The organism is Pseudomonas cerasi (genome assembly GCF_027983475.1).
GTDB classification, from domain to species: Bacteria; Pseudomonadota; Gammaproteobacteria; order Pseudomonadales; family Pseudomonadaceae; genus Aquipseudomonas; species Aquipseudomonas cerasi.
Genome location: NZ_JAQJVM010000002.1, coordinates 433,951 through 459,331, shown reverse-complemented (window position 1 = coordinate 459,331; position 25,381 = coordinate 433,951). Strand labels below are relative to the sequence as shown.

Annotated in this window: 22 protein-coding genes and 4 tRNA genes; 16 read left to right on the top strand and 10 right to left on the bottom strand. The window is 59.2% G+C overall.

Annotated features, from left to right (window positions below; genetic code table 11):
* The first annotated feature begins 186 nt into the window (after positions 1-186).
* Positions 187-933: a sulfite exporter TauE/SafE family protein gene (locus tag PI739_RS11225; protein WP_042930760.1), complete on the top strand. Its 747-nt coding sequence runs from the start codon at positions 187-189 to the stop codon at positions 931-933.
* Here PI739_RS11225 and PI739_RS11220 read toward each other — a convergent pair.
* The 3 genes from PI739_RS11220 to PI739_RS11210 form a co-directional block, all read right to left on the bottom strand.
* Positions 923-1,777 (bottom strand): LysR substrate-binding domain-containing protein, encoded by an 855-nt coding sequence (locus tag PI739_RS11220; protein WP_003434445.1) that lies wholly within the window; start codon positions 1,775-1,777, stop codon positions 923-925. The genes PI739_RS11225 and PI739_RS11220 overlap by 11 nt on opposite strands.
* A gap of 85 nt (positions 1,778-1,862) precedes the next feature.
* A complete protein-coding gene (locus tag PI739_RS11215) occupies positions 1,863-2,900 on the bottom strand; it encodes a glycosyltransferase family 4 protein (protein WP_003369768.1) in 1,038 nt (345 codons plus the stop codon).
* Positions 2,897-4,027, bottom strand: a complete 1,131-nt coding sequence (locus PI739_RS11210; protein ID WP_003369770.1) for a hypothetical protein — start codon at positions 4,025-4,027, stop codon at positions 2,897-2,899. The genes PI739_RS11215 and PI739_RS11210 overlap by 4 nt, the downstream gene beginning before the upstream one ends.
* Positions 4,028-4,487: 460 nt before the next feature.
* Here PI739_RS11210 and PI739_RS11205 point away from each other — a divergent pair, with 460 nt between their 5' ends.
* Positions 4,488-4,721: a DUF1127 domain-containing protein gene (locus tag PI739_RS11205; RefSeq protein ID WP_003369772.1), complete on the top strand. Its 234-nt coding sequence runs from the start codon at positions 4,488-4,490 to the stop codon at positions 4,719-4,721.
* 27 nt (positions 4,722-4,748) lie between these two features.
* Here PI739_RS11205 and PI739_RS11200 read toward each other — a convergent pair whose 3' ends face one another.
* Positions 4,749-6,095, bottom strand: coding sequence for a class II 3-deoxy-7-phosphoheptulonate synthase (locus PI739_RS11200; protein ID WP_271351820.1), 1,347 nt, complete (start codon positions 6,093-6,095; stop codon positions 4,749-4,751).
* 169 nt (positions 6,096-6,264) lie between these two features.
* Between PI739_RS11200 and PI739_RS11195 the strand changes: the two genes are divergently transcribed.
* Both PI739_RS11195 and PI739_RS11190 read left to right on the top strand, forming a co-directional pair.
* On the top strand, positions 6,265-7,026 hold the full coding sequence (locus tag PI739_RS11195) for a spermidine synthase (RefSeq protein WP_003369776.1): 762 nt from the start codon (positions 6,265-6,267) through the stop codon (positions 7,024-7,026).
* Between the two features lie 420 nt (positions 7,027-7,446).
* Positions 7,447-9,153, top strand: a complete 1,707-nt coding sequence (locus PI739_RS11190) for a DEAD/DEAH box helicase (RefSeq protein WP_170846046.1) — start codon at positions 7,447-7,449, stop codon at positions 9,151-9,153.
* 90 nt (positions 9,154-9,243) lie between these two features.
* On the opposite strand, the gene PI739_RS11185 is transcribed toward PI739_RS11190, so the two are convergent.
* Positions 9,244-10,011 (bottom strand): DODA-type extradiol aromatic ring-opening family dioxygenase, encoded by a 768-nt coding sequence (locus tag PI739_RS11185; protein ID WP_003369780.1) that lies wholly within the window; start codon positions 10,009-10,011, stop codon positions 9,244-9,246.
* Between the two features lie 101 nt (positions 10,012-10,112).
* Between PI739_RS11185 and PI739_RS11180 the strand changes: the two genes are divergently transcribed.
* Entirely contained in the window at positions 10,113-10,769 is a 657-nt protein-coding gene (locus PI739_RS11180; protein WP_054080859.1) for a thiopurine S-methyltransferase, read from the top strand.
* A gap of 430 nt (positions 10,770-11,199) precedes the next feature.
* On the opposite strand, the gene htpX is transcribed toward PI739_RS11180, so the two are convergent.
* On the bottom strand, positions 11,200-12,087 hold the full coding sequence (htpX, locus tag PI739_RS11175) for a protease HtpX (RefSeq protein WP_003369784.1): 888 nt from the start codon (positions 12,085-12,087) through the stop codon (positions 11,200-11,202).
* 265 nt (positions 12,088-12,352) lie between these two features.
* A complete protein-coding gene (locus PI739_RS11170) occupies positions 12,353-13,564 on the bottom strand; it encodes a pyridoxal phosphate-dependent aminotransferase (RefSeq protein WP_003314686.1) in 1,212 nt (403 codons plus the stop codon).
* A 188-nt stretch (positions 13,565-13,752) separates the two neighbouring features.
* Between PI739_RS11170 and msrB the strand changes: the two genes are divergently transcribed.
* Both msrB and PI739_RS11160 read left to right on the top strand, forming a co-directional pair.
* Positions 13,753-14,148: a peptide-methionine (R)-S-oxide reductase MsrB gene (gene msrB / locus PI739_RS11165; protein ID WP_003434456.1), complete on the top strand. Its 396-nt coding sequence runs from the start codon at positions 13,753-13,755 to the stop codon at positions 14,146-14,148.
* A 57-nt stretch (positions 14,149-14,205) separates the two neighbouring features.
* Positions 14,206-14,691, top strand: coding sequence for a glutathione peroxidase (locus PI739_RS11160; RefSeq protein ID WP_003369788.1), 486 nt, complete (start codon positions 14,206-14,208; stop codon positions 14,689-14,691).
* A 4-nt stretch (positions 14,692-14,695) separates the two neighbouring features.
* Here the strand turns inward: PI739_RS11160 and PI739_RS11155 are convergent, their stop codons facing one another.
* The gene (locus tag PI739_RS11155) at positions 14,696-17,047 is read right to left on the bottom strand and encodes a hybrid sensor histidine kinase/response regulator (protein WP_003369790.1); all 2,352 of its coding nucleotides are present in this window, start codon (positions 17,045-17,047) and stop codon (positions 14,696-14,698) included.
* 85 nt (positions 17,048-17,132) lie between these two features.
* On the opposite strand from PI739_RS11155, the gene PI739_RS11150 reads away from it, so the two are divergent.
* Both PI739_RS11150 and PI739_RS11145 read left to right on the top strand, forming a co-directional pair.
* Complete coding sequence (locus PI739_RS11150; RefSeq protein ID WP_003418057.1) at positions 17,133-18,023, top strand: ATP-binding protein; 891 nt, start codon at positions 17,133-17,135, stop codon at positions 18,021-18,023.
* Positions 18,020-18,502, top strand: coding sequence for a free L-methionine (R)-S-oxide reductase MsrC (locus PI739_RS11145; protein WP_003369796.1), 483 nt, complete (start codon positions 18,020-18,022; stop codon positions 18,500-18,502). Before PI739_RS11150 ends, PI739_RS11145 begins: the two co-directional genes overlap by 4 nt.
* 53 nt (positions 18,503-18,555) lie before the next feature.
* On the opposite strand, the gene PI739_RS11140 is transcribed toward PI739_RS11145, so the two are convergent.
* Complete coding sequence (locus PI739_RS11140; RefSeq protein ID WP_054081671.1) at positions 18,556-19,314, bottom strand: hypothetical protein; 759 nt, start codon at positions 19,312-19,314, stop codon at positions 18,556-18,558.
* A gap of 304 nt (positions 19,315-19,618) precedes the next feature.
* On the opposite strand from PI739_RS11140, the gene PI739_RS11135 reads away from it, so the two are divergent.
* The 4 genes from PI739_RS11135 (at position 19,619) to PI739_RS11120 (ending at position 20,028) form a co-directional block, all read left to right on the top strand.
* Positions 19,619-19,694: transfer RNA gene (locus PI739_RS11135), tRNA-Glu, on the top strand.
* A 2-nt stretch (positions 19,695-19,696) separates the two neighbouring features.
* Positions 19,697-19,772 (top strand) — tRNA-Gly (locus PI739_RS11130).
* A 100-nt stretch (positions 19,773-19,872) separates the two neighbouring features.
* A tRNA-Glu gene (locus PI739_RS11125) sits at positions 19,873-19,948 on the top strand.
* A gap of 4 nt (positions 19,949-19,952) precedes the next feature.
* Positions 19,953-20,028: transfer RNA gene (locus PI739_RS11120), tRNA-Gly, on the top strand.
* Between the two features lie 110 nt (positions 20,029-20,138).
* On the opposite strand, the gene PI739_RS11115 is transcribed toward PI739_RS11120, so the two are convergent.
* Positions 20,139-20,867, bottom strand: a complete 729-nt coding sequence (locus tag PI739_RS11115; protein WP_003369800.1) for a pirin family protein — start codon at positions 20,865-20,867, stop codon at positions 20,139-20,141.
* Positions 20,868-21,050: 183 nt separating this feature from the next.
* Here PI739_RS11115 and PI739_RS11110 point away from each other — a divergent pair, with 183 nt between their 5' ends.
* The 3 genes from PI739_RS11110 (at position 21,051) to PI739_RS11100 (ending at position 25,379) form a co-directional block, all read left to right on the top strand.
* Positions 21,051-21,959 carry a LysR family transcriptional regulator gene (locus PI739_RS11110; RefSeq protein ID WP_054080860.1) on the top strand — a complete coding sequence of 303 codons (909 nt, stop codon included), beginning with the start codon at positions 21,051-21,053 and terminating at the stop codon, positions 21,957-21,959.
* Between the two features lie 117 nt (positions 21,960-22,076).
* On the top strand, positions 22,077-23,069 hold the full coding sequence (locus tag PI739_RS11105; protein ID WP_177343144.1) for an ABC transporter substrate-binding protein: 993 nt from the start codon (positions 22,077-22,079) through the stop codon (positions 23,067-23,069).
* Positions 23,070-23,108: 39 nt separating this feature from the next.
* A complete protein-coding gene (locus PI739_RS11100) occupies positions 23,109-25,379 on the top strand; it encodes a molybdopterin guanine dinucleotide-containing S/N-oxide reductase (RefSeq protein ID WP_054080862.1) in 2,271 nt (756 codons plus the stop codon).
* Positions 25,380-25,381: the final 2 nt, after the last annotated feature.

Sequence of the window (25,381 nt, the reverse complement as noted above, 5' to 3'; positions counted from 1 at the left end):
CAGGTCCTCAAACTCAGTCGAATGAGTTTAACTTAGTGTTGCACTCTTTAATGCGCCAGATAATTTCGCTCGTGCATGCTCGAAGCGCCGGCATTGTGCGTGACGCGTGAAAAAAACGGCGTCATCGGGTGTCGGTCCAGAGCAGGACTGCGTAGCATTTGGTCATTGACCGGGTGGGGACGCAGTGTGATTGAAATTGTGATGTTTGTATTGCTGGGTGCAGCGATGGGCACCCTGGGAGGGTTGTTCGGCATCGGTGGTGGTCTTGTGGCAATTCCCGCGCTCGGGGTGCTGTTCGGTCTGGATCAGCAACTCGCTCAAGGGACCGCCTTGTTGATGGTCCTGCCCAATGTGTTGCTTGCCTTGTGGCGTTACAACCAGCGCAACCGGATTCTGCTGCGTAATGCGCTGATGTTGATCATCCCCAGTTTCATTTTTGCCTGGCTGACCTCACTGCTGGCGGTCCGCGTCGACCCGCAGGGCATGCGCCTGGGCTTCGTCGGTTTTCTGGTGGTGCTGACCGTGTTCAACGTTGCGCAGATGTATTGGCGCAGCAAGCAGGCCGCTGGCGGGTTGCGTCATGAGAAGTGGTTATGGCTGCTGGGCGTCGGGTCCGGCGTGACCGGTGGCCTGTTTGGCGTTGGCGGCGGAGTAGTGGCGACGCCGATCCTTACCAGCGTCTTCGGCACGACCCAGGTCGTGGCCCAGGGGCTGGCGCTGTCCCTGGCTGCGCCGAGCACCGGCATCACGCTGGTCACCTACGCGCTGCACGATCACGTCAACTGGTCGATGGGCATTCCGCTGGCCATCGGCGGCCTGGCCAGCATCAGTTGGGGCGTGAAACTGGCGCATTCGTTACCCGAGCGAACCCTGCGCCTGATGTTCTGCGTGTTTCTGGTGTTCTGTGCGGTCATTCTCGCGCTCAAGGTTTGAAGCCGGCGATGATGTAATCGGCCATGCATTCGGTGATGGGCGAGGGATTTTCAGGGTTGCGCAGCAGGACGATGCTGGCGGTCGGCAACTGTGGCAATTGTTCCGCCTCGCCGAGGATACGCAAATCCGCTGTGGCCAGGCTCTGGAACTGTGCGGTGACTGCCAGGCCCGCACTGACCACTGCGGTGATCGCTGCCATGCTCGAGCTGCTGTAGGCGATGCGATAATCGCGCCCCGCACCGTCCAGCGCATTGCAGGCCCAGTCACGACAGAAGCAGTGGGTGTTGAACATCGCCAGCGGAATGGGCGTTTGCTCATGTGGGGCAAAGCCGATGGCTTCCATCCACATCAGACGCTCCTGACGCAGCAGTGTGCCGATCTCAGTGCCGGGCTTGCGCGTGACGATGGTCAGATCAAGGTCGCGGCGTTGCAGCAGAAGGTCCGATGGCTCGCAATGCACTTCCACCTGAACCAGCGGATAGGCCTGGGCGAACTGCGCCAGAATGCCGGGCAGGAAGCGCATCACGTAATCGTCCGGCGAGCCGATTTTTACCACGCCGATCATGTGCGGCTCGCGCAAGGTGTTGAACACCTCGCTGTGCAGCTTGAGGATCCGTCGTGCGTAACCGAGCAGTACCTGGCCCTCGGCAGTCAGGTTCAGAACCCGACCTTCACGCTGAAACAGCGGGCGCTGCACGACGTCTTCCTCAAGACGCTTCATCTGCATGCTGACCGCCGACTGCGTGCGATTGACGGCTTCGCCTGCACGGGTAAAACCGCCGTGATCGGCAATCGCCACGAAGGTGCGCAACAGTTCGGTATCAATGCTCGGGTAGGTGGCCAAACCATCAATCTCCCAGAGGGACTGCATAAGAAACATTCTTCAAGCTGATCTTATGCATCAGCTCTGTTTTTTACGATGACTACTTTTAACAGGGTGAGGACCGGTCAATGAGTGACTGATAGGCATGGACATAGTTTTCGGCCATTTGACGCGCTGAAAAACGCTTTTGAAACTGCTCGCGTATTCGCATGGCAGATAGCTGGCCCACCTTATGGACGGCGGCTATCGCTTCTGCTTCGTTGCGGACAACGAAGCCTGTGACTCCGTCTTCTATGACTTCTGGGACTGAGCCGGAGGGAAATGCGATCACTGGAGTACCGCAGGCCATTGCCTCGATCATGACCAGACCGAAAGGCTCTGGCCATTCAATAGGAAACAAAAGTGCCAAGGCGCCTGACAGGAAAGTGGTTTTTTCCTGCTCATTGATCTCACCTATGTATTCGACCAGCGGAGAATCCAATAGCGGACGTATGTCTCGTTCAAAGTAAGCGCTGTCAACGGCGTCTATCTTGGCAGCAATCTTGATGGGGATATCGCATTGTTGGGCGATGCGAATGGCCGCATCGACTTGCTTCACAGGCGTGATTCGTCCCAGAAAAGCAAGGTATGTCCTTTTCACTTGCCGGGGTGTATGGAGTTGTAGCGGCAAGCCGTGATACACCGTGCCCACCCAGTTGGCGGCTGGCAGATCATTGCGTTGAGCGTTGGAAATCGAAATAAGCGGCATGTCTGCAAAGGTGTTGAACACCGGTTTGAGTGCGGGCAGATCGACTCGACCATGCAAGGTGGTAACAAACGGTGTGGGCTGGCGGCTGAACAGGGAGAAGGGGTAGAAGTCCATGTGGAAGTGAATAATGTCGAACTCCTGCGCACGACGCCTCACGCGTTCCATCATGACCAGGTGCGGGCTGATGACGTCGAAGCTTCCGTAATCGAGCCTCAGAGCGGCGGGCCAGACTGCATCAAGCTCTGCAGACGTCAATGAGTCGCCGCTGGCGAACAACGTCACTTGGTGGCCTAGTTCAACAAGTGCCTCAGTGAGGTAGGACACCACTCGCTCCGTACCTCCGTAGCGTTGAGGCGGGACCGCCTCGAACAAAGGGGCAACCTGGGCAATTTTCATAAGCGATCTCCGTTTTCGGGTACGTTTATCCATTCCCTGATTTTTTGAGCGGCCACTGCGTCACCTCCGCTGCCGAAGCGTTCGATCAGCCGAGAAGTCTTGCCGCCTGTGCACTGGCGCATGCGGGCAACTGCAACTGCCATTTTTTCATTGAGAATGGCACTTCGCTCAATGTCTCCCAGTGTTGAAATCGCCTCGTCGATGCTAGCCAGACAGGTTTGTGTGGATGTTGTGTAATCAATGTTGACGCCCAGCGTTTCCCAGCCTAGCTCCGCGTCGACCATACCGGCGTTGCGCAGATGAGCCAGCTGAAGGCCTTGCGTATTGTTGACGGGCGGCAGCCATATGACCGGTGTTTGCATAACAGCCGATTCGTAGATGTTGCCCAAGCCAGGTGTACAAACTGCAAATTGGCAGTCATGCATCATCCGGGCGACCTCCGTAAGGGGGTAAGTGGTGGCATCGTCTGATTCCAGTGCTTCTGCGATTGTTTGGCTGGTGGCGATGTGAAGCTTCACCCCCTGATCGAGTGCTGCGCGCAAGGCGAGCGTAATCGCGCGGGCAAAGTCGATAAGCATCGCCTCATCGGTATAAGGGTTCTTAAGTCCGCCCAGATTAAGCAGGACAACGTTGGACTCGCTATTTCGAGGTGCGTACCTGGCCCGGGATGTGATGGGCGGGACGACAAAGTGATTGTTTGATTTTATGCCCGCGAGGCGTTCAACGACGCCTATAAAGTTCTGGGCAATATAAAGTAAGCGAGGGCGGTGAATAAGTTCTTCGATGCGGGGCCAGCGTGTTTCTGCTTGCCAGCACCAGGTCAAGGCATCATAAAAAACAACGCGTTTACCTAAGGACAGTGATCGAGTTGCTATGTCGAGATCCATGGCTGTTACAACGATATCGACATCAGAGATTATAGTATCCCAGTCGCTCGGGCTGCTTCCGGTCATGTCATGGATTTTTCGATAGGGGAGGTGCTTTTGCAGATCCAGTGAGTGCCCTTCACCCGCGTAGGCATGGCAGCCGCTGCCTATAAAGTAAGGTGCAATGGCGGCAATTGCCGCAGAGGGACCGAATCCAAACGGTTCGGCGTTGAATAAAATGCGATTGGCTTCCATGCCCATGTGTTTCTCCAGAACGCTACCTAATTACCGATGCACGTCTTCTCGTTTCGGGGGCGCCTCTCCGCACCCTCAGCGGTTAGCTATTATCTTCAATGGACGGGTGTCAGCCGTTTTTATAATCGGTATTGGTATAATGATTTTTACAGTAGTTACTCAAGATGCTGTTTTCAGAATTCTAGAACGTTCACGGGGCCTGTCAATCGAAACGCTAGTCTATTCTGTAATAACGAAAGCGTTTGGCTTGCTGTAAGGTTGCTGCATGTCTCGCTTGGGTTTTATATATTGGTTATATGTCTGTCGGGGCAAGTGGGCAATTAAATAGTTATCGACTGGCGGTGTGAGCGGCAGCACATTTGGGTTGATCAATGCATCAATTTTAAGGATGTATTGCATAAGAAACATTCGTTGGATTGATCTTATGTCAGGCGCGAGACTTTAGTCATCTCACACGGAGGGCAAGATGATGAATGGTCAAAAAGAGTGTGTATTGATCGCAAGACCTGCCGGGCATGCTCAGCCTGGCAAGGCGTTGGTGTGGTTGAAGCATCACTTGCAGCGCTGGCTGGAGCTGCACCTTCAGCGCCGCTATCTGGCGCAGATGAGTGATGACACGCTGAAGGATCTGGGTCTGAGTCGGGCCGACATTCAACAGGAAGCCGAGCGTCCTTTCTGGGACGACCCGCTCAAGCATTGAGCGGGCCGTTGCACTGGGGTTTTTTGTTTAGCGCCTGACCTGCTTGAGGGTCTCGGCAATCAGGAAGGCCAGTTCCAGTGACTGATCGGCGTTCATGCGTGGGTCACAATGCGTGTGATAGCGATCCGAAAGGCCGTCTTCAGTGATCGGACGGGCGCCACCGATGCATTCGGTGACGTTCTGTCCGGTCATTTCGATGTGGATGCCTCCGGCGTAAGTGCCCTCGGCCTGATGCACCTGAAAGAACTGCTTCACTTCGCCAAGGATCTGCGCAAAGTCACGGGTCTTGTAGCCACTGCTGGCCTTGATCGTGTTGCCGTGCATCGGGTCCGAGCTCCACAGCACCTTTCGGCCTTCGCGCTCGACGGCGCGGATCAGCTGCGGCAAGTGATCACCCACCTTGTTGGCACCCATGCGCGCGATCAGGTTCAGGCGGCCCGGGTCGTTGTCCGGGTTGAGGATGTCGATCAGGCGAACCAGGTCGTCGGTGTTCATGCTCGGGCCGACCTTGACGCCGATCGGGTTGTTGACCCCACGCAGGAACTCGACATGCGCGCCGTCCAGTTGGCGGGTACGGTCGCCTATCCACAGCATGTGCGCCGAGCAGTCGTAGTAATCGTTAGTCAGGCTGTCGCGTCGCACGAAGGCTTCTTCGTAATTGAGCAGCAGCGCCTCGTGAGCGGTGAAGAAGCTGGTTTCGCGCAGTTGCGGCGAGCTGTCCATGCCGCAGGCGCGCATGAACGCCAGGGTTTCATCGATACGCCCCGCCAGTTGGCTGTATTTCTCGGCCAGCGCCGAGTTGGCGATGAAGTCCAGGTTCCATTTATGGACCTGATGCAAGTCGGCGAAACCGCCCTGAGCGAAGGCGCGCAGCAGGTTCAGGGTGGCGGTGGACTGGTTATAGGCCTGCAGCAGGCGCTCCGGGTCCGGTACACGGCTCTTTTCGTCGAACCCGATACCGTTGACGATATCGCCGCGGTACGCCGGGAGCGTCACGCCGTCGATGATTTCGTCGTTGGCCGAGCGTGGCTTGGCAAATTGCCCGGCCATGCGTCCGACTTTCACCACTGGGCAGCCGGCGGCAAACGTCATCACGATTGCCATCTGCAGCAGAACCTTGAACGTATCGCGAATCTTGGCGGCGGAAAACTCCATGAAGCTTTCCCCGCAGTCGCCGCCCTGCAGCAAGAACGCACGCCCCTGAGTTACTTCGGCAAACTGACGGCGCAACTCCCGGGCCTCGCCGGCGAATACCAGCGGCGGATAACTGGCCAGCGTCTGTTCGACCCTGTGCAGGTGCTCGGCATCAGGGTAGTGAGGTTGCTGCTGAATCGGCAGTGCCCGCCAGCTGTCGGGGCTCCAGGGTTGGCTCATTATTGGCTCTAGGGTTGTGCAATCGGATCGGCATGTTAGCAGTTCGTCGTTGCTCTGCCAGTCTGGGGCGGACCATTGGAGCGGCGCCGCACGCCACAACGTGTGACAAAGCCGCGCGCTTGCCCGACAATTCGTATTTTGCGCTCAGCGCAGACAACCAGGAACGGTGATGACGGAAGAGCGTGAGCGCGTAGAGCGGATCCTGGCCGAGGTCCACGACGACTTCGGCATGATTCGCGTGCTGGAAGTGGAGGACTACCGCTTTCTGGAGTTTGGCGATGCCATCGAGCAAAGCTGCACCTTTACAGCCGATCCGAGCTGGCTGGAGTACGACTACACCCGGGCGATGTTGATCGGCGCGCTGTGCCATGACGCGCCGGAAAGCGCGCTGTTTCTGGGGTTGGGTGCCGGCACGCTGACCCAGGCCTGCATGAAGTTCCTGCCGCTTGAAGACGTGGAGGTCATCGAGCTGCGCCCGGATGTGCCACGTCTGGCCATGGAGTTCATGGGGCTCGACGACGATCCGCGTCTGTATATTCGCATCGGCGATGCGCTGGACCTGCTGGACAGTACAGAGCCTGCCGACCTGATCTTTGTCGACCTGTACACCGATGTCGGGCCTGGGGTCGGGCACCTGGCCTGGAATTTCCTGCAGAGCTGTCAGCAGCGGCTGAATCCGGGCGGCTGGCTGATCATCAATCAGTGGGCCACCGACGACGGCAAGCCGCTCGGAGCTGCCCTGCTGCGCGGCTTGTACCACCGTCATTACTGGGAGCTGCCGGTGAAGGAGGGCAACGTCATTCTGCTCGTGCCGGCCGACCTGGATCAGACGCTGGATATCGACGCGTTGAGCGGGCGAGCCGAGGCACTTGCGGCGCATCTGGGTTACTCGCTGGCGTCGTTGATCGGGGCGATTCGTTCCGCGACCTGAGCAGGCGAAAAGTGAGGCGATTGTGCCGAAAACGGGGTGGGACAATTCGCCACACCTCGAAGGTCGGGATGCTGGCGATGCGCAGGAATAGGTTAAACGTTTAAGCAGTAATGCCCGCAATCTCGGGCCCGCGCCCCGATCAGGCGGCCTTCTGCCCGGCCTCAGGGCCTGTCGCCGCTCAAGAATGGCGCAACGTTTCGTAAAAAAAGACTCACTAAGGTGCGTATTTCCGGTATAGTGCGCGCCGGCCTTAACACGGCCCTCGTCAAGGTATTGCAGTTCCCCGAAGCCAGCTTCGGTTGCTTGTTCGCACAACGGACTAGCCTGGACGATCCATTCATCAAACGTTTTCGCAAATCCCCGCCGACAAAGCAGCCAGGGTGACCTCAAGGTCGTACACGGCACGCGCAGCTTTGAAGCATGGGTCTTTGCGGATGCACTAGAGGCAGACCCATGACCCAGGAAATCGGCGGCTTCGCCGCTCTCGAACTTCATCCCAATATCGTTGCAGCAGTCGTCGCCACTGGCTACGAAGAGCCTTCGGCCATTCAGCAGCAATCGATCCCGATTATTCTCGCCGGTCACGACATGATTGGTCAGGCGCAAACCGGTACGGGTAAAACCGCCGCGTTCGCACTGCCTATCCTGCATCGTATCGACCCGAGCAAGCGCGAGCCGCAAGCACTGATCCTGGCCCCGACCCGCGAACTGGCACTTCAGGTTGCCACCGCGTTCGAGACCTACGCAAAACAAATGCCGGGCGTGACCGTTGTAGCGGTCTACGGCGGCGCGCCGATGGGCCCTCAGCTCAAGGCTATCCGCAACGGCGCACAAATCGTCGTCGCTACCCCGGGCCGTCTCTGCGACCACCTGCGTCGTGACGAGAAAGTCCTGGCGACCGTGAACCATCTGGTTCTCGACGAAGCGGACGAAATGCTCAAACTGGGCTTCATGGACGACCTCGAAGTCATCTTCAAGGCCATGCCTGAGTCCCGTCAGACCGTACTGTTCTCGGCCACGCTGCCACAGTCGATCCGTGCCATCGCCGAACGCCATCTGCGCGATCCGAAGCACGTCAAGATCCAGACCAAGACCCAGACCGTTACCGCGATCGAGCAGGCTCACCTGCTGGTTCACGCTGACCAGAAGACCTCGGCCGTACTGAGCCTGCTGGAAGTCGAAGACTTCGACGCCCTGATCATGTTCGTCCGCACCAAGCAGGCGACCCTGGATCTGGCCAGCGCCCTTGAAGCCAAAGGCTACAAGGCTGCCGCACTGAACGGCGACATCGCCCAGAACCAGCGCGAGCGCGTTATCGAATCCCTCAAGGATGGCCGTCTGGACATCGTTGTGGCGACCGACGTTGCTGCCCGTGGCCTTGACGTTCCGCGTATTACCCACGTGTTCAACGTGGACATGCCGTACGATCCAGAGTCCTACGTTCACCGTATCGGCCGTACCGGTCGTGCCGGTCGCGAAGGTCGCGCACTGCTGCTGGTGACGCCTCGTGAGCGCCGCATGCTGCAAGTGATCGAGCGTGTTACCGGTCAGAAGGTTGCGGAAGTCCGCCTGCCGGATGCCCAGGCCGTTCTGGATGCACGCATCAAGAAACTGACCAACAGCCTGTCGCCACTGGTCGCTGATGCCGAATCGACTCACGGTGATCTGCTCGATCGTCTGACTGCCGACATCGGCTGCAGCCCTCGTGCCCTTGCCGCTGCACTGCTGCGCAAGGCTACCAACGGTCAGGCACTGACCCTGGCAGCCATCGAGCGCGAGCGTCCACTGGTTCCGAACAACGCCCCGCGCGGTGATCGTCCAGAGCGCAGCAGCGACCGTGGTGATCGTCCTGAGCGTGAGCGTCGTGCGCCGGTTCCATTGGCCGAAGGCCGTGCTCGTTGCCGTACCGCGCTGGGTGCGCGTGATGGTATCGCTGCCAAGAACCTGCTGGGTGCCATTCTCAACGAAGGCGGCCTGGCCCGCGAAGCGATCGGCCGTATCCAGGTTCGTGACAGCTTCAGCCTGGTCGAACTGCCGGAAGATGGTCTTGAGCGTCTGCTGACCAAACTCAAGGACACCCGCGTTGCTGGCAAGCAGCTCAAGCTGCGTCGCTATCGCGAAGACTGATCGGCTCTTGAGCTGATCGGCCAATAAAAAATCCCCGACTGGTTCGGGGATTTTTTTGCTTCGAATTCGGGCAGTCGGATGCTTTCGGGATCAATCGAAGCGGTAGATATCCATCCCTAGCGCGCCCATGGTGAAGCCCTGATAGGCAATGCCGAAGGCACCGCCAGCGCCGCGTGCGAAATACAGCGGTAGCAGGTGTTCGTCACTGGGGTGCGCTCTGGCCGCATGAGGAGCCAGGCTGCGGTAGTCGTGCAGTGCGGCTTCATCGTCGTCTTGTAGCTTGTCGATCATCCAGTCACGAAAGGCTGCAGCCCAGGGCTCGATACTTTCGGGGCCGGCGTTCCAGTCAAGGTCGCGCAGGTTATGCGTGATGCTGCCTGAACCGATGATCAGCACACCCTGTTCACGCAGGCTGGCCAGTGCCCGGCCCACGCGGGTCTGCAATTGCGGCCCCTGGCGGCTGGGCAGCGAAACCTGCACCACCGGAATATCGGCGTCCGGGTACATAAGCGACAACGGCACCCAGACGCCGTGGTCGAAGGGACGTCTGCTGTCGATGCGTGCAGGCAGGTTACTGGCGGCAAGCAGTTCAACCACCTCGCGCGTCAGCTCCGGCAGCCCTTGCGCCGGGTACTGAACTGCAAACAATTCGGGCGGAAAGCCACCGAAGTCATGCCATGTCTCGGGTTGTGGATTGCCGTTGACGATCAGTTCATGACTTTCCCAGTGGGCAGACACCATCACGATGGCGCGAGGCCGCGGCAGGCTGGCAGCCAGTCGCTTCAGGGCCGGGCCGCTTTCGCCGGGTTCCAGCGCCAGCATGGGGGAGCCATGGGAAATAAACAGGCTGGGGAACATTTAAAGCTCCAGAATAGAGGGATGACTCATAGTCGGTCATTTTTATGATCTAAATCTAATATAAGTTCTGGCGCTTTTTTATCGAATTTTCAGGAGGTTTCATGCAGGCGGATTTTTGGCTGCAGCGCTGGGGTGCCGGGCAGATCGGCTTTCACCAGTCAGAGGTCAATAAGGACCTGCAACAATATTGGTCCTCGTTGAATGTTGCGCCAGGAGCGCGGGTTCTGGTGCCGTTATGTGGCAAGAGCCAGGACATGAGCTGGCTGAGGGGGCAGGGGTATCATGTGGTGGGCGCCGAGCTCTCCGAGGCGGCGGTAGAGAGCTATTTCACTGAGCGTAGTGAGCGGCCGCACATTACGTCACATGGCGACTTCAAGGTCTACGCTGCGCCGGGTATCGAAATCTGGTGCGGTGATTTCTTCGCGCTGACTGTGCGCGATATCGGTCACTGCGCGGCGTTTTACGACCGCGCCGCGATGATCGCTTTGCCAGCGGACATGCGTGAACGCTATGTGCGGCAGCTTGAAGCGCTGATGCCGCAGACGTGCAGTGGTTTGCTGATCACCCTGGAATACGATCAGACCCTGCTCGAAGGCCCGCCCTTCTCCGTGCCGCACACATGGCTGCACAGGGTCATGTCAGGGAACTGGGAGGTCACCAAGGTTGGTGGGCAGGATACGCTGCACAGCAGTGCCAGGGGGTTGAAGGCCGGATTGGAGCGTATGGATGAGCATGTTTATGTGTTGGAGCGTCTGTGACTCTGAGAGCGCAGGCCTCCCGACTCTCACTTCCGTTGCTGTGCGTTGAGTCAATTCTTGGAGGCAGCACAACGTCATGCCTTGTCCATAGTCACTGCACACAAAAGCGCTTTTTTATCGCGATCGCACTGACGACGCAAATTGCGACGTTAGTGACGGCTGAGTCCTGGCGCTGATCCGGGGGTAACTCGGCAGGACGCCGAGTTAGCCGCACCGGGCCATGGATGGCCCGTTGCGGCGACCCCCGGATCAGTGACAGGGCGAAGGAACCCGACGAAGTCGGGCCGGAAACAGGAGCGAGGGGATTTGCCTACTTTGGCCCCATCAAAGTAGGTCGCCGAGGGGCGAAAAGGTGACCTGAGTCGAGCCTCATTTCCCCTGACAAAGAAAAACCAGCGTCTCACGCGGAGCGTGGGTGCGACCATCTGATTCAACCGCGGCGGCGCAGGGCCTCGATGCGTTGCTCCAGCGGCGGGTGGCTCATGAACAGGCCGGCGAGGCCTTTCTTGAGGCCGGCGTTGATACCGAAGGCAGTCAGGCTGTCGGGCATGTTCACCGGTACGCCCTGTTCGGAGCGCAGGCGTTGCAGCGCACCGATCATGGCACCCGTACCCGCCAGTCGCGCACCGGCATCGTCAGCGCGGAATTCGCGTTTGCGCGAGAACCACATGACGATGGCGCTGGCCAGAAAGCCCAGTACCAGCTCGGCAAAGATCGTCGTGATGTAGTAAGCGATGCCCTGACCGTTTTCAGTCTTGAAGATCACCTTGTCGACGAAATTACCGATGATGCGGGCGAAGAACATCACGAAGGTGTTCACCACACCCTGCACCAGCGCCAGCGTCACCATGTCGCCGTTGGCAACATGGCCGATTTCGTGCGCCAGTACGGCTTTCACCTCATCCGGCGAAAAGCGCTCGAGCAGGCCCTGGCTGACCGCGACCAGTGCATCGTTCTTGTTCCAGCCCGTGGCGAACGCATTGGCTTCGTACGCCGGGAAAATACCGACTTCCGGCATCTTGATGCCCGCGTCGCGGGACAGTTGTTCCACGGTCTGCAGCAACCATTGCTCATGGCGGGTGCGAGGCTGGCTGATGATCTGAGTACCGGTGCTCATCTTCGCCATCCACTTGGAGATGAACAGCGAGAACAGCGAGCCCGCGAAACCGAACACAGCGCAGAAAACCAGCAGCTGATTGAGGTTCAGATCAACCCCGTTGGCCGCCATGAACCCATTGAAGCCAAAAAGGCTCAGGGTGATGCTGGCAATCAGCACGACCGCAAGGTTAGTGGCCAAAAACAGCAAAATGCGCATCATGGTCGAAACGTTCTCCTCAGGTAAATATGTAACTCGATGCCGGGTATATAAGGTGATGCTTGCTGCTATTCAACAGAGGGACTATTTCAAACTGTGTCCTCTGGTCGCAATCAATGCTAATCCCGCAAGGCTGAACGGCGCCTGAGCCAGAGTGGTCGATGCCTGAAGCGGTTACGGCAGGAGGTTCATACTGTTTCGGGCAGACAGAAATAAACTGCCCCGAGCGGGTCGGGGCAGAGAGGTCAGGCGAGAGGGCTCTGGCTGTTTACTGCCGATAACCCTTCAGGAAATTGCCGATGCGACCAATGGCCTGCTCCAGCTCATCGACGCGGGGCAGGGTCACGACGCGGAAGTGGTCAGGGTACGGCCAATTGAACGCAGTACCCTGAACCACCAGTAGCTTCTCGGAAAGCAGCAGGTCGAGGACGAACTTCTCGTCGTTGAGGATCGGGCAGACCTTCGGGTCAATGCGCGGGAACGCATACAGCGCGCCCATCGGCTTCACGCAGCTGACACCGGGAATGTCGTTGAGCAGTTCCCAGGTGCGGTTGCGCTGTTCCAGCAGGCGGCCAGGAGGAAGAATCAGGTCGTTGATACTCTGATAGCCGCCCAGTGCAGTCTGAATGGCGTGCTGGCTCGGTACGTTGGCACACAGGCGCATGTTGGCCAGAATGTCGATGCCTTCGATGTAGCTCTGCGCGTTGTGTTTCGGCCCGGAAATGGCGATCCAGCCGGAACGGAAGCCCGCAACCCGATACGACTTGGACAGACCGTTGAAGGTCAGACACAGCAGGTCCGGTGCCAGCGAGGCGGTGCAGATGTGCACTGCGTCGTCATAGAGGATCTTGTCGTAGATTTCGTCGGAGAACACCACCAGATTATGCTGGCGAGCCAGCTCCAGCATGCCCAGCAGTACTTCGCGCGAGTACACCGCACCCGTCGGGTTGTTCGGGTTGATGATGACCATCGCCTTGGTGTTCGGGGTGATCTTGGCCTTGATGTCTTCAAGATCCGGCCACCAGTTGGCCTGCTCGTCGCACAGATAATGCACCGGGCTGCCACCGGACAAGGCGACAGCAGCGGTCCACAGCGGATAGTCGGGGGCCGGAACCAGCACTTCGTCGCCATTGTTGAGCAGCGCCTGCATCGACATCACGATCAGCTCGGACACGCCGTTGCCCAGGTAGATGTCTTCGATGCCGACGCCTTCGACCTGCTTCTGCTGGTAATACTGCATTACCGCCTTGCGGGCGCTGAACAGGCCCTTGGAGTCGCTGTAGCCCTGCGCAGTCGGCAAGTTGCGGATCACGTCCTGCAGGATTTCGTCCGGCGCCTCGAAACCAAACGGTGCCGGGTTGCCGATGTTCAGCTTGAGGATGCGATGGCCTTCCTCTTCCAGGCGTTTGGCGTGCTTGAGCACTGGCCCGCGAATGTCATAGCAGACGTTTGCGAGCTTGTTCGATTTGTTGAACTGCATGGTGATGATCCCGAAAATGGACGAGCTGTCGCCGGCTTGCAATGAAGGTCGCTACATTCGCCATGAAAATGGGTTTGTGTACGACAAACGCGGGTGCCAGACTGACGTCTGACCTGGCGCAATGATACGTGCCACCTGATCTGCGGAAAAGGTACAGATCAGGGTTTTTCGAATTCGGAGGTGTACCTGTGGAAAAGTTGCAGAAAACGCTGGAAGAGTGGAAACAGATGCTCGACCCGGAGCAGTACAACGTCTGCCGTCTGAAAGGCACCGAGCGGCCGTTCTCCGGCAAGTACAACGAGACAAAGACCGACGGCATCTATCACTGCATTTGCTGCAATGAGCCGCTGTTTGATTCCACCACCAAGTTCGATTCAGGCTGCGGCTGGCCCAGCTTCTATGCGCCGCTCGAGGGCAGTGCGGTGGTCGAGGTTCGCGATATGAGCCACGGCATGATTCGTACCGAAGTGGTCTGCGCCAAATGTGATGCGCACCTGGGCCACGTGTTTCCGGATGGACCGCCACCCACCGGCCTGCGTTATTGCATCAATTCGGTATGCCTGGATCTGGTGCCACGCACCTAGACGCCTTGCAGATTCAGTCACCGCCCTGTTCCAATTTCAGTATCGAGGCCTCCTTTGATGAGTGAAAACCTGCTGAGCATCCCGGTCACGACGATCAAGGGCGAACAGAAAACCCTCGCTGATTTTTCCGGCAAGGCGTTGCTGGTGGTCAATACCGCCAGCAAATGTGGCTTTACCCCTCAATACAAGGGGCTGGAGAAGCTCTGGCAGGACTATCGGGATCAGGGGCTGGTGGTGCTGGGCTTTCCCTGCAACCAGTTCGGCAAGCAGGAGCCAGGCGACGAGGGAGCGATTTCCGGCTTTTGCGAGCTGAACTACGGCGTTAGCTTCCCGCTGTTCAAGAAGATTGATGTGAACGGCGAGCAGGCCCATCCATTGTTCGTGCAGCTCAAGCAGCAGGCTCCCGGTTTGCTGGGTACGGAGCGCATCAAGTGGAATTTCACCAAGTTCCTGATTGGCCAGGATGGCCGGCTGGTCAAACGTTTTGCGCCACTGACCAAGCCCGAGGAACTGACGGGAGACATCGAGGCGCTGTTGCGTTGAGTCTTCAGTCGATGCCGGTAATGGGTATCCACTGATCCAGAATGCTGACCAGTTCGGCACGCCGGAACGGCTTGGCCAGATAGTCATTCATGCCCGCCGCCTTGCAGCGCTCGCGTTCATCGGGCATGGCATTGGCGGTAAGGGCGACGATCGGCAGGTTCGGCCAGCGGCCACTGCTGCGGATCTGGCGGCTGGCTTCATAGCCGTCCATGACCGGCATGTTGCAGTCCATCAATACCAGGTCGAAATGGCCCTGCTCCAGCTGTTCCAGGGCTTCGCCGCCGTGGCTGCTGATGATCACTTCGCAACCCAGCTTGCCGAGGATGCCCTTGGCGACCAGTTGATTGACCGGGTTGTCCTCCACCAGTAACACCCGCGCCAGACGTGGCGCAGTGTGTTCGAGCGCCTGTGTGTCCTTGAGGCCCGTTTCTTCCTGGCCCAGTATGCGCCGCAGTGTGTGGTAAAGCGCGTTGCGCGCCAATGGCCGGGCCTGCTGTTGCAGCGGGGCCAGGGCGGCGACCTGTTCGCCAGGCATGAAGTTGCCATAGGCGGTTACCAGCAGGATCGGCACGGGCGTGGTGGGGCGAATCGCGAACAGGCACTCGGGGCAATCGGTAATCACCAGGTCCGGGCTGCTGTCGAGATCCACGGCTTCCGGGCGATCGTCGATGCTGCGTCGCTTGAGGTCGACGCCCCAGAACGGCAGCAGACTGCCAAGCAGCTCCACCAGGCCGCTGCCTGCCGAACTGACCACGGTCACCCGGCCTTTGAGCGGGGTCTGAGTGACCGCGGCCACGTGCACCGGCAGCGGCAGTTCGGCGCAGAACTGGCTGCCGAAGCCGGACTGTGACTGGATGCTCAGCGTGCCATTCATGGCCTCGCAGAGGTTATTGGTCAGCGCCAGGCCGAGTCCGGTGCCGCCGTACTGGCGGGTGATGGCGGTTTCAGCCTGGGTGAACGGCTGGAAGATTCGGGTCTGCGCGTCCTGCGCAATGCCGATGCCGGTGTCGCGGACTTCGATGCGCACCCGGTTTTCACCGGAGCTGGCGTCCCGATGGTGAGTCAGACGCACATCCACACGCCCGAAACGGGTGAATTTGAGGGCATTGGACAGCAGGTTGCTGACGATTTGTCGCACCCTGGTCGGATCGCCGGTGACCATGGCCGGGAAGTCGGGGGCGATCAGGCAGGTCAGTTCCACGCTGGGCGCTGCGTTCTGCGACAGCAGGTTGGCGGTGTCCTCGATCAACATCCCCAGGTCGAAAGGAATGCGTTCGATCTCCAGGTGACCGGCATCGAACTTTGACATGTCGAGAATATCGTTGAGCAGCTCGACCAGCACCTTGCCGGAGTCGTGGGCGATCATCAGTTGCTGGCGCTGTTCGGCACTCAGCGGACTGTCCAGCGACAGTGCCAGCATGCCCAGCAGGCCGTTGAGCGGGGTGCGAATCTCATGGCTCATGTGCGCCAGAAACGCAGAGCGCGCGTGAGCCATGTCCAGTGCGGTACTGCGCGCTATCTGCAGTTCTTCATTGGACTCGCGCAGGCGCAGGTTGCTGGCCTTGAGCTCGTTGGTGCGCGCCGAGACGATGTTTTCCAGTTCGTTGAGGTGGTCGGTCAGCCGGTCCTCGGCCGCGCGTCGCCTGGAAAACTCGCTGCTCATGGTTTCAAACTGACGGTTGAACGTCTCGACCAGCACGCCGATTTCATCCTGGGCATGGTAGGGCGGGCAGGTTATTTTCCCCTGGTCAGGGTTGCGCGGATCGCGACTGCTCAATTCGCGGATCACCCTCACCAGTGGCTTGGTCAGGGTCGCGTAAAACAGAATGGTCAGAATCCCGGCCAGCGCCAGGCTGCGGACAAAGCCGTTGAGCAGGGTGATTTCAGCGCGTTGCAGAAAATGGCTGCCGAACGCGAAGGTGTCCACGGTCAGGTACAGTGTGCCGATGGTTTCATTGGGCAGGTGATTGAGGTGCAGCTTTTCCTGAAACTGCCGGCTTTCGCCGAACAGCCAGTCGCTGAACACCCGATAACGCCCGGTGGCCATCGGACGCTCGACGCTGGAGAGCACGGCGTCGTTGTTATCGGTAAGCCTGGCGCTGACCACGGCAGGGGAGCGCAGCAGGCCGAGTGTGAGTTCCTGGGCCAGTTCGGAGTCGATGTTGTAGGCGATGCGCGACGCCGGGTTCTGGATGATTTCCAGCAGTGACTTGATTTCACGATTGATGGAAGCGTCTTCGCTGGCATAATCGATTGCAATCTGAAACAGGCTCAGCAAGGTCCCCAGCACGAAGCCGATCGATACAGCCAGGCGCGCCTGCTTGAACGACAGCCTGTTTTTGAGCGATATATCCATGAGTACTGCCACTTCTGGTGCCCGGTGCCGGCCAAGCATAGCTGATCGGCACCGCTGACTAATCAGTTAAATATAAGGAGATCCCGTGGATTCTCGGTTGGATGCTTTTCTGCAGCGCGCCGACGCCGTGCTGGCCCGACTGGAACCCTTGCTGCCAGCGCTGCGCGAGCCGGTCGACTGGTCGCAGGCACTGGCCGCGCGCTGGGTGCGAGAAGGCCGCAGCGGTTACCTGATGCCTTTGCAGGTGAGCCTGGATACACGCCTGACCGATCTGATCGGCGTCGACCTGCAACGTGATCAGTTGGGGCGCAATACGCGTCAGTTTATCGATGGGCTGCCTGCCAACCATGCCTTGCTGTGGGGTTCGCGCGGTACCGGCAAGTCGTCCTTGATCCGCGCGCTGCTGGCCGAGTACGCCCCGGCCGGCCTGCGTCTGATCGAGATCGAGCGTGATCATCTGGGCGACTTGCCGCGTGTGGTCGAACAACTGCACAAGCTGCCGCAGCGCTTTGTACTGTTCTGCGATGACCTGTCGTTCGAGTCGGGCGAGGGCGATTATCGCGTACTGAAAAGTGTGCTCGACGGCTCGCTGGAGCAGGCACCGGACAACGTGCTGCTGTACGCGACCTCCAACCGTCGTCACCTGGTGCCCGAGAAGGAAAGTGACAACGTTGACTGGAAGCACGTTGACGGCGAACTGCACCCCAGTGAGGCCGTCGAAGACAAGATCGCCTTGTCTGACCGGTTCGGGCTGTGGCTGTCGTTTTATCCGTTCACTCAGGAACATTATCTGAACGTGGTCGAACACTGGATCACGCAATTGGCGCAAAAAGCCGGATTGCAGTGGCAGCGTGACGAAAACCTGGAAAAAGCCGCGATTCGCTGGGCAACCGCGCGCGGCAATCGCAACGGCCGCTGCGCCTATCAATTTGCACGTTACTGGGTAGGACTTGAATTGTTGGAGCAACACACATGATTGATTTGCAAAACACCGGTGCGGGCCTGGACGGCTACGGTCTGTTGGCCGCCCAGCTCGAAGCCCTGCTGGCCGACGAGCGCGATTTCATCGCCAATGCGGCGCAGTTCTCGGCGTTTCTCTATACCCAGCTCGACGATCTGAACTGGGCGGGCTTTTACCTCAATCGCAATGAAGAACTGGTACTGGGGCCGTTTCAGGGGCAGATCGCCTGCGTGCGCATTCCTTTCGGTCGCGGCGTTTGCGGGGCGGCCGCGCAGAGTCGGCAAACCCAGCGCGTTGAGGACGTTCACGAGTTTCCCGGACACATTGCCTGCGACAGCGCATCGAACAGCGAGTTGGTGGTGCCATTGATCAAGGACGGGCGTCTGATCGGCGTTCTGGACCTGGACAGTCCAAGCGTGGGGCGTTTCAAGGAGGGGGATCAGGCAGGGATCGAGCGTCTCGCGGCTATCTTTCTGGCATCGACCGACTGCTGAGCCAGTCGGCCTGCCGCTGCCGGAGCACAGTTCCGGCAGCGGCGGGTCAGTCATCAATCGTAGATGACTTTCTTCTTCCATTCCGACTCGGTGTCGTCCTGCTTCAGGCCTTCGGTCAGTGCGTTGTCGTCGTCTTCGGTCGGTGCGGTGTTGGTCAGCACTACCGAGTTGGCACGGGCCAGTTGTTTTTCCATCGCCAGCAGCTGCTGTTGATAAGTAACCGGGTCCGGCTGGTTGCGCAAATACTGTACGCCGCGCTCGAACGCCAGACGTGCCTGGCCTGGCTGATCCTGAGAAAGTGCGGTCTGGCCAAGGTTGTTGAAGAACTCGATGTGCAGATTGACCAGAATCGTGCGGATTTCACGGATCCAGTGTTTCGCTTCGCTGGTCTGCAGGAAACCGTCATGTGCAGCGCGCGTCACCTGACCATGCAGGGCTTCCAGCAGAAAACGCACGTCCTTGGCCTTGGCTTCGGTCTGGATCGGTGTGACCGGGTTGGGTATGTCGATGCCTTCGCCCTTGGCAATCTGCTGTTCCAGTTCGCCGATGCGGTGCTTGAGCTGAGCGTTGCCTTTCTCCATGTTCAGCATGCGCTGTACAACGTTCAGCTCCAGCCGCGTCAGCAACAGCTTCAAGGCGGGTGACATCAGCTGACCCGGGAACACTTCGGTGATCTCGCTGCAGCGACGCAGGCGATCCCCGAGTTCGACCTTGGTGCGAGCCTTCTCCAGTTTGCCGTTTTCAGCGACGTGATTCAGGTAGCCGATCGCGATGAGCAGTGCGATACCTGCTACTACCATCAGCGTGATCATGAGTGGAGTCACTGTGCAAACCTCATTCGTTCAATTAGTTTTAGTGCGAGTGTAGTGGCTAAGCACTACTGCGCATAGATGTCCCTCTCGGAGTTTGTCGGCCTCTCTTCTATATAGATTAGGGGAGATTGATCAGCCGGGCGCCTGGCGACAGCCGGTCAGCGTCAGAACGGCATCGAAGTTATTGATTTCAATAAATTTTCACATGGGGGTTGACGACCCCTCAATCCATCCATAGAATGCGCGCCACTTACAGCGTAAAGCACACAGCGTAGCGCAAATAAGTAGTGAATGTTGTACGTGTGTCCCCTTCGTCTAGTGGCCTAGGACACCGCCCTTTCACGGCGGTAACAGGGGTTCGAGTCCCCTAGGGGACGCCATTGCGGGAATAGCTCAGTTGGTAGAGCACGACCTTGCCAAGGTCGGGGTCGCGAGTTCGAGTCTCGTTTCCCGCTCCAATTTTAAGCAGCTTTGCCTTAGGGCAGGGTTGAGTGAAACCAGAACACGTCTTCGGATGATGTCTGGAACTGAAACACACACCATTGTGTTTCAGGCAGTGTCCCCTTCGTCTAGTGGCCTAGGACACCGCCCTTTCACGGCGGTAACAGGGGTTCGAGTCCCCTAGGGGACGCCATATTGCGGGAATAGCTCAGTTGGTAGAGCACGACCTTGCCAAGGTCGGGGTCGCGAGTTCGAGTCTCGTTTCCCGCTCCAAATTCACAAAAACGCCGCTCAACAGAGCGGCGTTTTTGTTTGTGCGTTTTAAGCCATATGTTTTAACGTTATATAAAGGAACGCCACTCTAAGAGCGGCGTTTTTTCATTTCAGGCTCGAGGCATCTGCGGCAATTCGTTTGCTCGCATGTCGAACACCAACACCTCTGCGTCAACCCCTGCGCTCAGGCTCAGAATCTGTTCGTCGCGTACACGCACGCCATCCCCTTCACCCAGTTGCTCGCCGTTGAGCACCACACTGCCACGGGCAACGTGTACGTAGGCATAGCGGTTGGCTGCCAGCTTCAGGGTCGCGCTTTCATCGCCATCGAACAGACCGGCATACACTCGAGCATCCTGGCGCACCTTGAGCGCACCGTTCTCGCCTTCGGGCGAAATGATCAGTTGCAAGCGGCCGCGTTTCTGCTCCGGGCTGAAATGCCTCTCCTGATAGTCGGGCGCCGCGCCTGCAACATTCGGCACGATCCAGATCTGCAGAAAATGCACGCCCTCGGTCTGCGAATGGTTGAACTCGCTGTGTGCCACACCCGTGCCGGCGCTCATCAACTGCACGTCGCCAGGGCGAATCACCGAGCCAGTGCCCAGTGTATCCTTGTGTTCCAGCGCGCCTTCCAGCACATAGGAAAAGATCTCCATGTCCCGGTGAGGATGCTGACCGAAGCCTTTGCCTGCACTGACACGGTCGTCGTTGATCACCAGCAGGTCGGAAAAACCCTGTTCCTGCGGATTGCGATAGCCGGCAAAGGAAAAGGTGTGAAAGGATTTCAACCAGCCGTGGTCGGCTGCACCACGATCAGAGGCTTTGCGAAGAGTCAGCATGATTCTTTCTCCATCTATCGACGCTGCACATTCAGCAATCGATCACGTAGGAGCAAGAGTACGGCTTATCGACTGTCGCAATAAGTAGCTGAAATATGAATAACTGTCTCGCTGAGGTTGACAGTACCCAGCGCTGCGTTACGCTTTGCCGAACGCCATTAGCGCTTGATCAGGTCGTAACATATGAACCCTTTCGAAGACATGCGGATGTTCTGCCAGGTGATGGAGTCAGGCAGCCTGACCGCCGCGTCCGACAAGCTGGGCCTGTCCAAGCAGTTTGTCAGCCGGCGCCTGATGCAACTGGAGGAGCGGCTGGGCGTACGCCTGCTCAACCGTTCGACGCGACGTCTGGATGTCACGCCGTTGGGGCAGAGTTACTACGAATCCGCCCTGCGCCTGCTGGCCGAGCTGGAACAGGTGGAGCAGGGCATCGCCGGGCAGAACAACGAACCGCGTGGCACCTTGCGCGTGAGTGCGCCGCTGTCGTTTGCCGTTACGCACCTGGCATGCCTGCTACCGCTGTTTTTGCAGCGCTATCGCGACGTGGCGGTGGAAGTGGACCTGAGTGATCGTCCGGTGGATGTGATCAGCGAAGGCTACGACGTGGTGCTGCGTATCGGGGTGCTGGAAGATTCCAGCCTGATCGCCCGGCGCATTGCCTCGATCGACCGGGTGTATTGCGCCAGCCCGGCGTACCTGGCCGAGCGCGGCACACCACAAAGGCCCGAAGACCTGCACACCCATGACTGCCTGCCCTATGGCCACAGCCGTCAGGCGCAATGGCGTTTTCAGGGGCACGACAAGCCTTTGACCCTCAATGTCAGCGGGCGCATGCGTGCCAATAATGGCGAGTTGCTGAGGGAATCGGCGATTGCCGGGCTGGGCATCACCTATTTGCCGACCTTCATTGTTGGCGCGGCGTTGCGCGACGGCAGCCTGGTGCGGGTGCTGGACGAGCTGCGCCCCGAGCCCTTGACGCTGTCAGCAGTTTACCCGCAACACCGTCAGGCGTCGCGACCGGTGCAGGCATTCATCGAGTTCCTGCGCGAGCGTCTGGAGTCAGGCATTGAGCTGAATGATCGGCAAGCTTGAAGCAGGCTGGCGGCCGATCTGTTGATGATTAACTTGCATCTTAGGCTAGAACAAAAATGAATTTAGCTAATTTTTGTTTGGGTGTTAGGGTCGTTGCCGATCATTTCGATTTGCCCAATGCCTGTGGAGAACGTACCTGTGCCAACGACCCTCGTCCTTTGGAGCCAACGCTTGCTGAAGGGGCTGGCGCTGGGCCTTGTGGCCTCGCTCAATACCCAGGCGGCCAATCTGATCGTCGGCGATCAGAGCTACAGCGCGCGTACCGTGATGGAAGCCGCCGGGGTGCTTGAGAATTTGCCTTACGAACTGGAATGGAAGCAGTTCACCGCAGGCTCGCCGGTCGCCGAGGCCTTGAACGTCGGCAGCCTGGACATCGGCTTGCTGGGTGATTCGCCTGCGCTCTTCATGGGCGCGCTGGGCGCTCCGATCAAGGTGATTGGAGTGTCACGGCAGAACCTCGACGGCGTTGCCATCGTTGTGCGCAAGGACTCGCCGATCAAGACCGTGGCGGATCTGGCGGGCAAGAAAGTCGCCATCTGGAAAGGTTCGTTCAGCCAGCAACTGATGCTCACTGCACTGGACAAGGCAGGTGTCGCCCGCGATGCCGTTGAATATCGCTACCTCAGCGCACTGGATTCCTCCCACGCGCTGGATGGCGGCTCGGTGGATGCGATTGCCACTTGGGAACCCTATGTGACTCAACAGGAGCGGCAGGGCGCGCGGATTATCGCCACTGCCGAGGGCTTGATTCCTGCGCAAAGCTTCATCGTCGCCAACGATCAGGCGATCAAGGACAAGCGTGCGCAGATCAGCGATTTCCTGCAGCGCCTGCAGGCCGCCCGCGCCTGGTCGGTCAGCGATCCGCAGCACAATGAACGCTATGCCAACGCCTGGGCCGCGCTGACCAAGGCCGATGCCGAGGTGGCTCGGCGCTGGTTTTCCCGTGCTCAGGTGGTGGTCGTGCCGATCACTGCACAAGTAGTTGCCGGTGCGCAGCAGACCATCGATTTTTTCAACAACGCGGGGCTCACCAAGCGTTATCCTGCTGCCAGCGTGTTTGACGAGTCGTTCAGTGCAGCGCTGGCCGATCAGGCGCAGGCAGCGCGCTGACCGAGCGCCTGCCACTGCGCTTATCCGGGGGCCTTCACCATGAGTTTCACATCACTGCATTGGGGCGCTTATCGTCCACAAGTCGAGGACGGCAAGTTGGCCGGGCTGCTGCCCGCAGAATGGGACAAGGACCCTTCTCCGATAGGCGATTCGGTTGCCGACGCCATTACCTCACCGACCCGCATCAGGCGCCCGGCGATACGCCGCAGTTTTCTTCAGCAGGCCGGTGGACGACCCGATCTGCGTGGTCAGGAGCCGTTTGTCGAGGTCTCCTGGGACGTCGCGCTGGATCTGGTCGCCAGCGAGTTGCAGCGAGTCAGGCACGAACACGGCAATCAGGCTATTTTTGGCGGCAGCTACGGCTGGGGCAGCGCGGGGCGCTTTCATCACGCACAAAGCCAGTTGCATCGCTTCCTCAACTGCATCGGCGGTTATGTGTTCAGCACCGACAGCTACAGCCTGGGTGCCGGGCGGGTGCTGATGCCGCACATCGTCGGCAACATGGACTGGCTGCTGGCGGCGCATACCTCGTGGAAGAACCTGGCCGAGCATTGTCAGCTGTTCGTCGCGTTCGGTGGCTTGCCCGCCAAGAATGCGCAGACCAGCCCTGGCGGTGCCAGCGACCATCTGTTGGGCGACGCGCTGCGACGCATGTCCGCCGCGGACGTGCAGTTCGTCAATGTCAGCCCGCTGCGTGACGATCTGGTTGGCCCGACGCATAACCAGTGGCTGGCGGTACGTCCCGGCAGCGACACGGCGTTGATGATGGCGCTGTCCTGGGTGTTGATCAGCGAAGGGCTGCACAACGAGGATTTCGTCCAGCGCTATACCGTGGGCTATGAGCGTTTTCGCGATTATCTGCTGGGCCACACCGATGGCCAGCCGAAAGACCCGCGCTGGGCCGAGGCGCTGACCGATATTCCTGCGCAGCAGATTGTCGAGCTGGCACGACGCATGGCCAGCAAGCGCACCATGATCAACGTCGCCTATTCATTGCAGCGCTCGATACACGGCGAGCAACCCTTCTGGATGACGGTAACCCTGGCCGCGCTGTTGGGGCAGATCGGTTTGCCCGGTGCCGGTTTCGGCCTGGGGTATGGTTGCATGAACAACACCGGCAGTGGCCGCAAGGCGTTCTCGGGGCCGCGCTTTTCCCAAGGCAGCAACCCGGTCACGGACTTCATTCCGGTCGCGCGGGTGACGGATATGCTGCTCAATCCCGGCACACCCTTCGATTACAACGGACAGCAGCGCACGTACCCGGACATTCGCCTGGTGTACTGGGCGGGTGGCAATATCTTTCACCACCATCAGGACCTCAATCGGCTGCTGGAGGCGTGGCAGCGGCCGCAAACCATCATCGTTCACGAACAGTTCTGGACCGCCCAGGCGCGCTATGCCGACATCGTATTGCCGGCCACCACGGCTCTGGAGCGCAATGACATCGGCAGTTCGGCCTCCGACCGCTTCATGATCGCCATGCAGCAGGCGATCGAGCCAGTGGGCGAATCGCGTGACGACTACTCGATCCTGGCCGCGCTGTCCGAGCGACTGGGGGTGGCACAGGCGTTTACCGAAGGCCGGGATGCCCAGGAATGGCTGCACTTTATCTATGACGAGTCTCGGCAACGGGCCGAAACGTTTGGCATCACCCTGCCGGAGTTCGAGCAGTTCTGGCGTGACGGTGTACTGGAAATAGACTACCCGCACACCGACAACATACTGCTCGAATCCTTTCGCCAAGACCCAGACGCGCATCCGTTGCCGACACCGTCCGGGCGCATCGAAATTTTCTCCGAGCGCATCGCAGGCTTTGGCTATGCCGATTGCCCCGGTCACCCGGTGTGGCTGGAGAAGCCTCGGCCAGCCCACGCGCTGCACTTGCTGTCCAACCAACCGAAAACCCGTCTGCACAGCCAGTACGACCACGGCAGCTACAGTCGCTCCTCGAAAATTCAGGCGCGCGAGCCGCTGACCCTTAATCCGCTGGATGCTCGCGCACGCGGACTGGTCGATGGCGATGTGGTCAAGGTGTTCAACGAGCGGGGCGCGTTTCTGGCCGGGGTGATCGTCTCGGACGGCATTCGCCCCGGCGTAGTGCAGATTGCCACCGGGGCCTGGTTCGACCCGCTGGTGCACGGCGGACGGGGCAGCCTGGAAAAACACGGCAACCCGAATGTGATCACCGAAGATGTAGGCGCCTCCAGCCTGTCACAGGGTTGTGCAGCGCAGACGGCATCGGTGGACATCGTCAAATGGGACCAGGATCTGCCGCCGGTGACGGCGTTCGAACCGCCGTCACTGCTCTGACA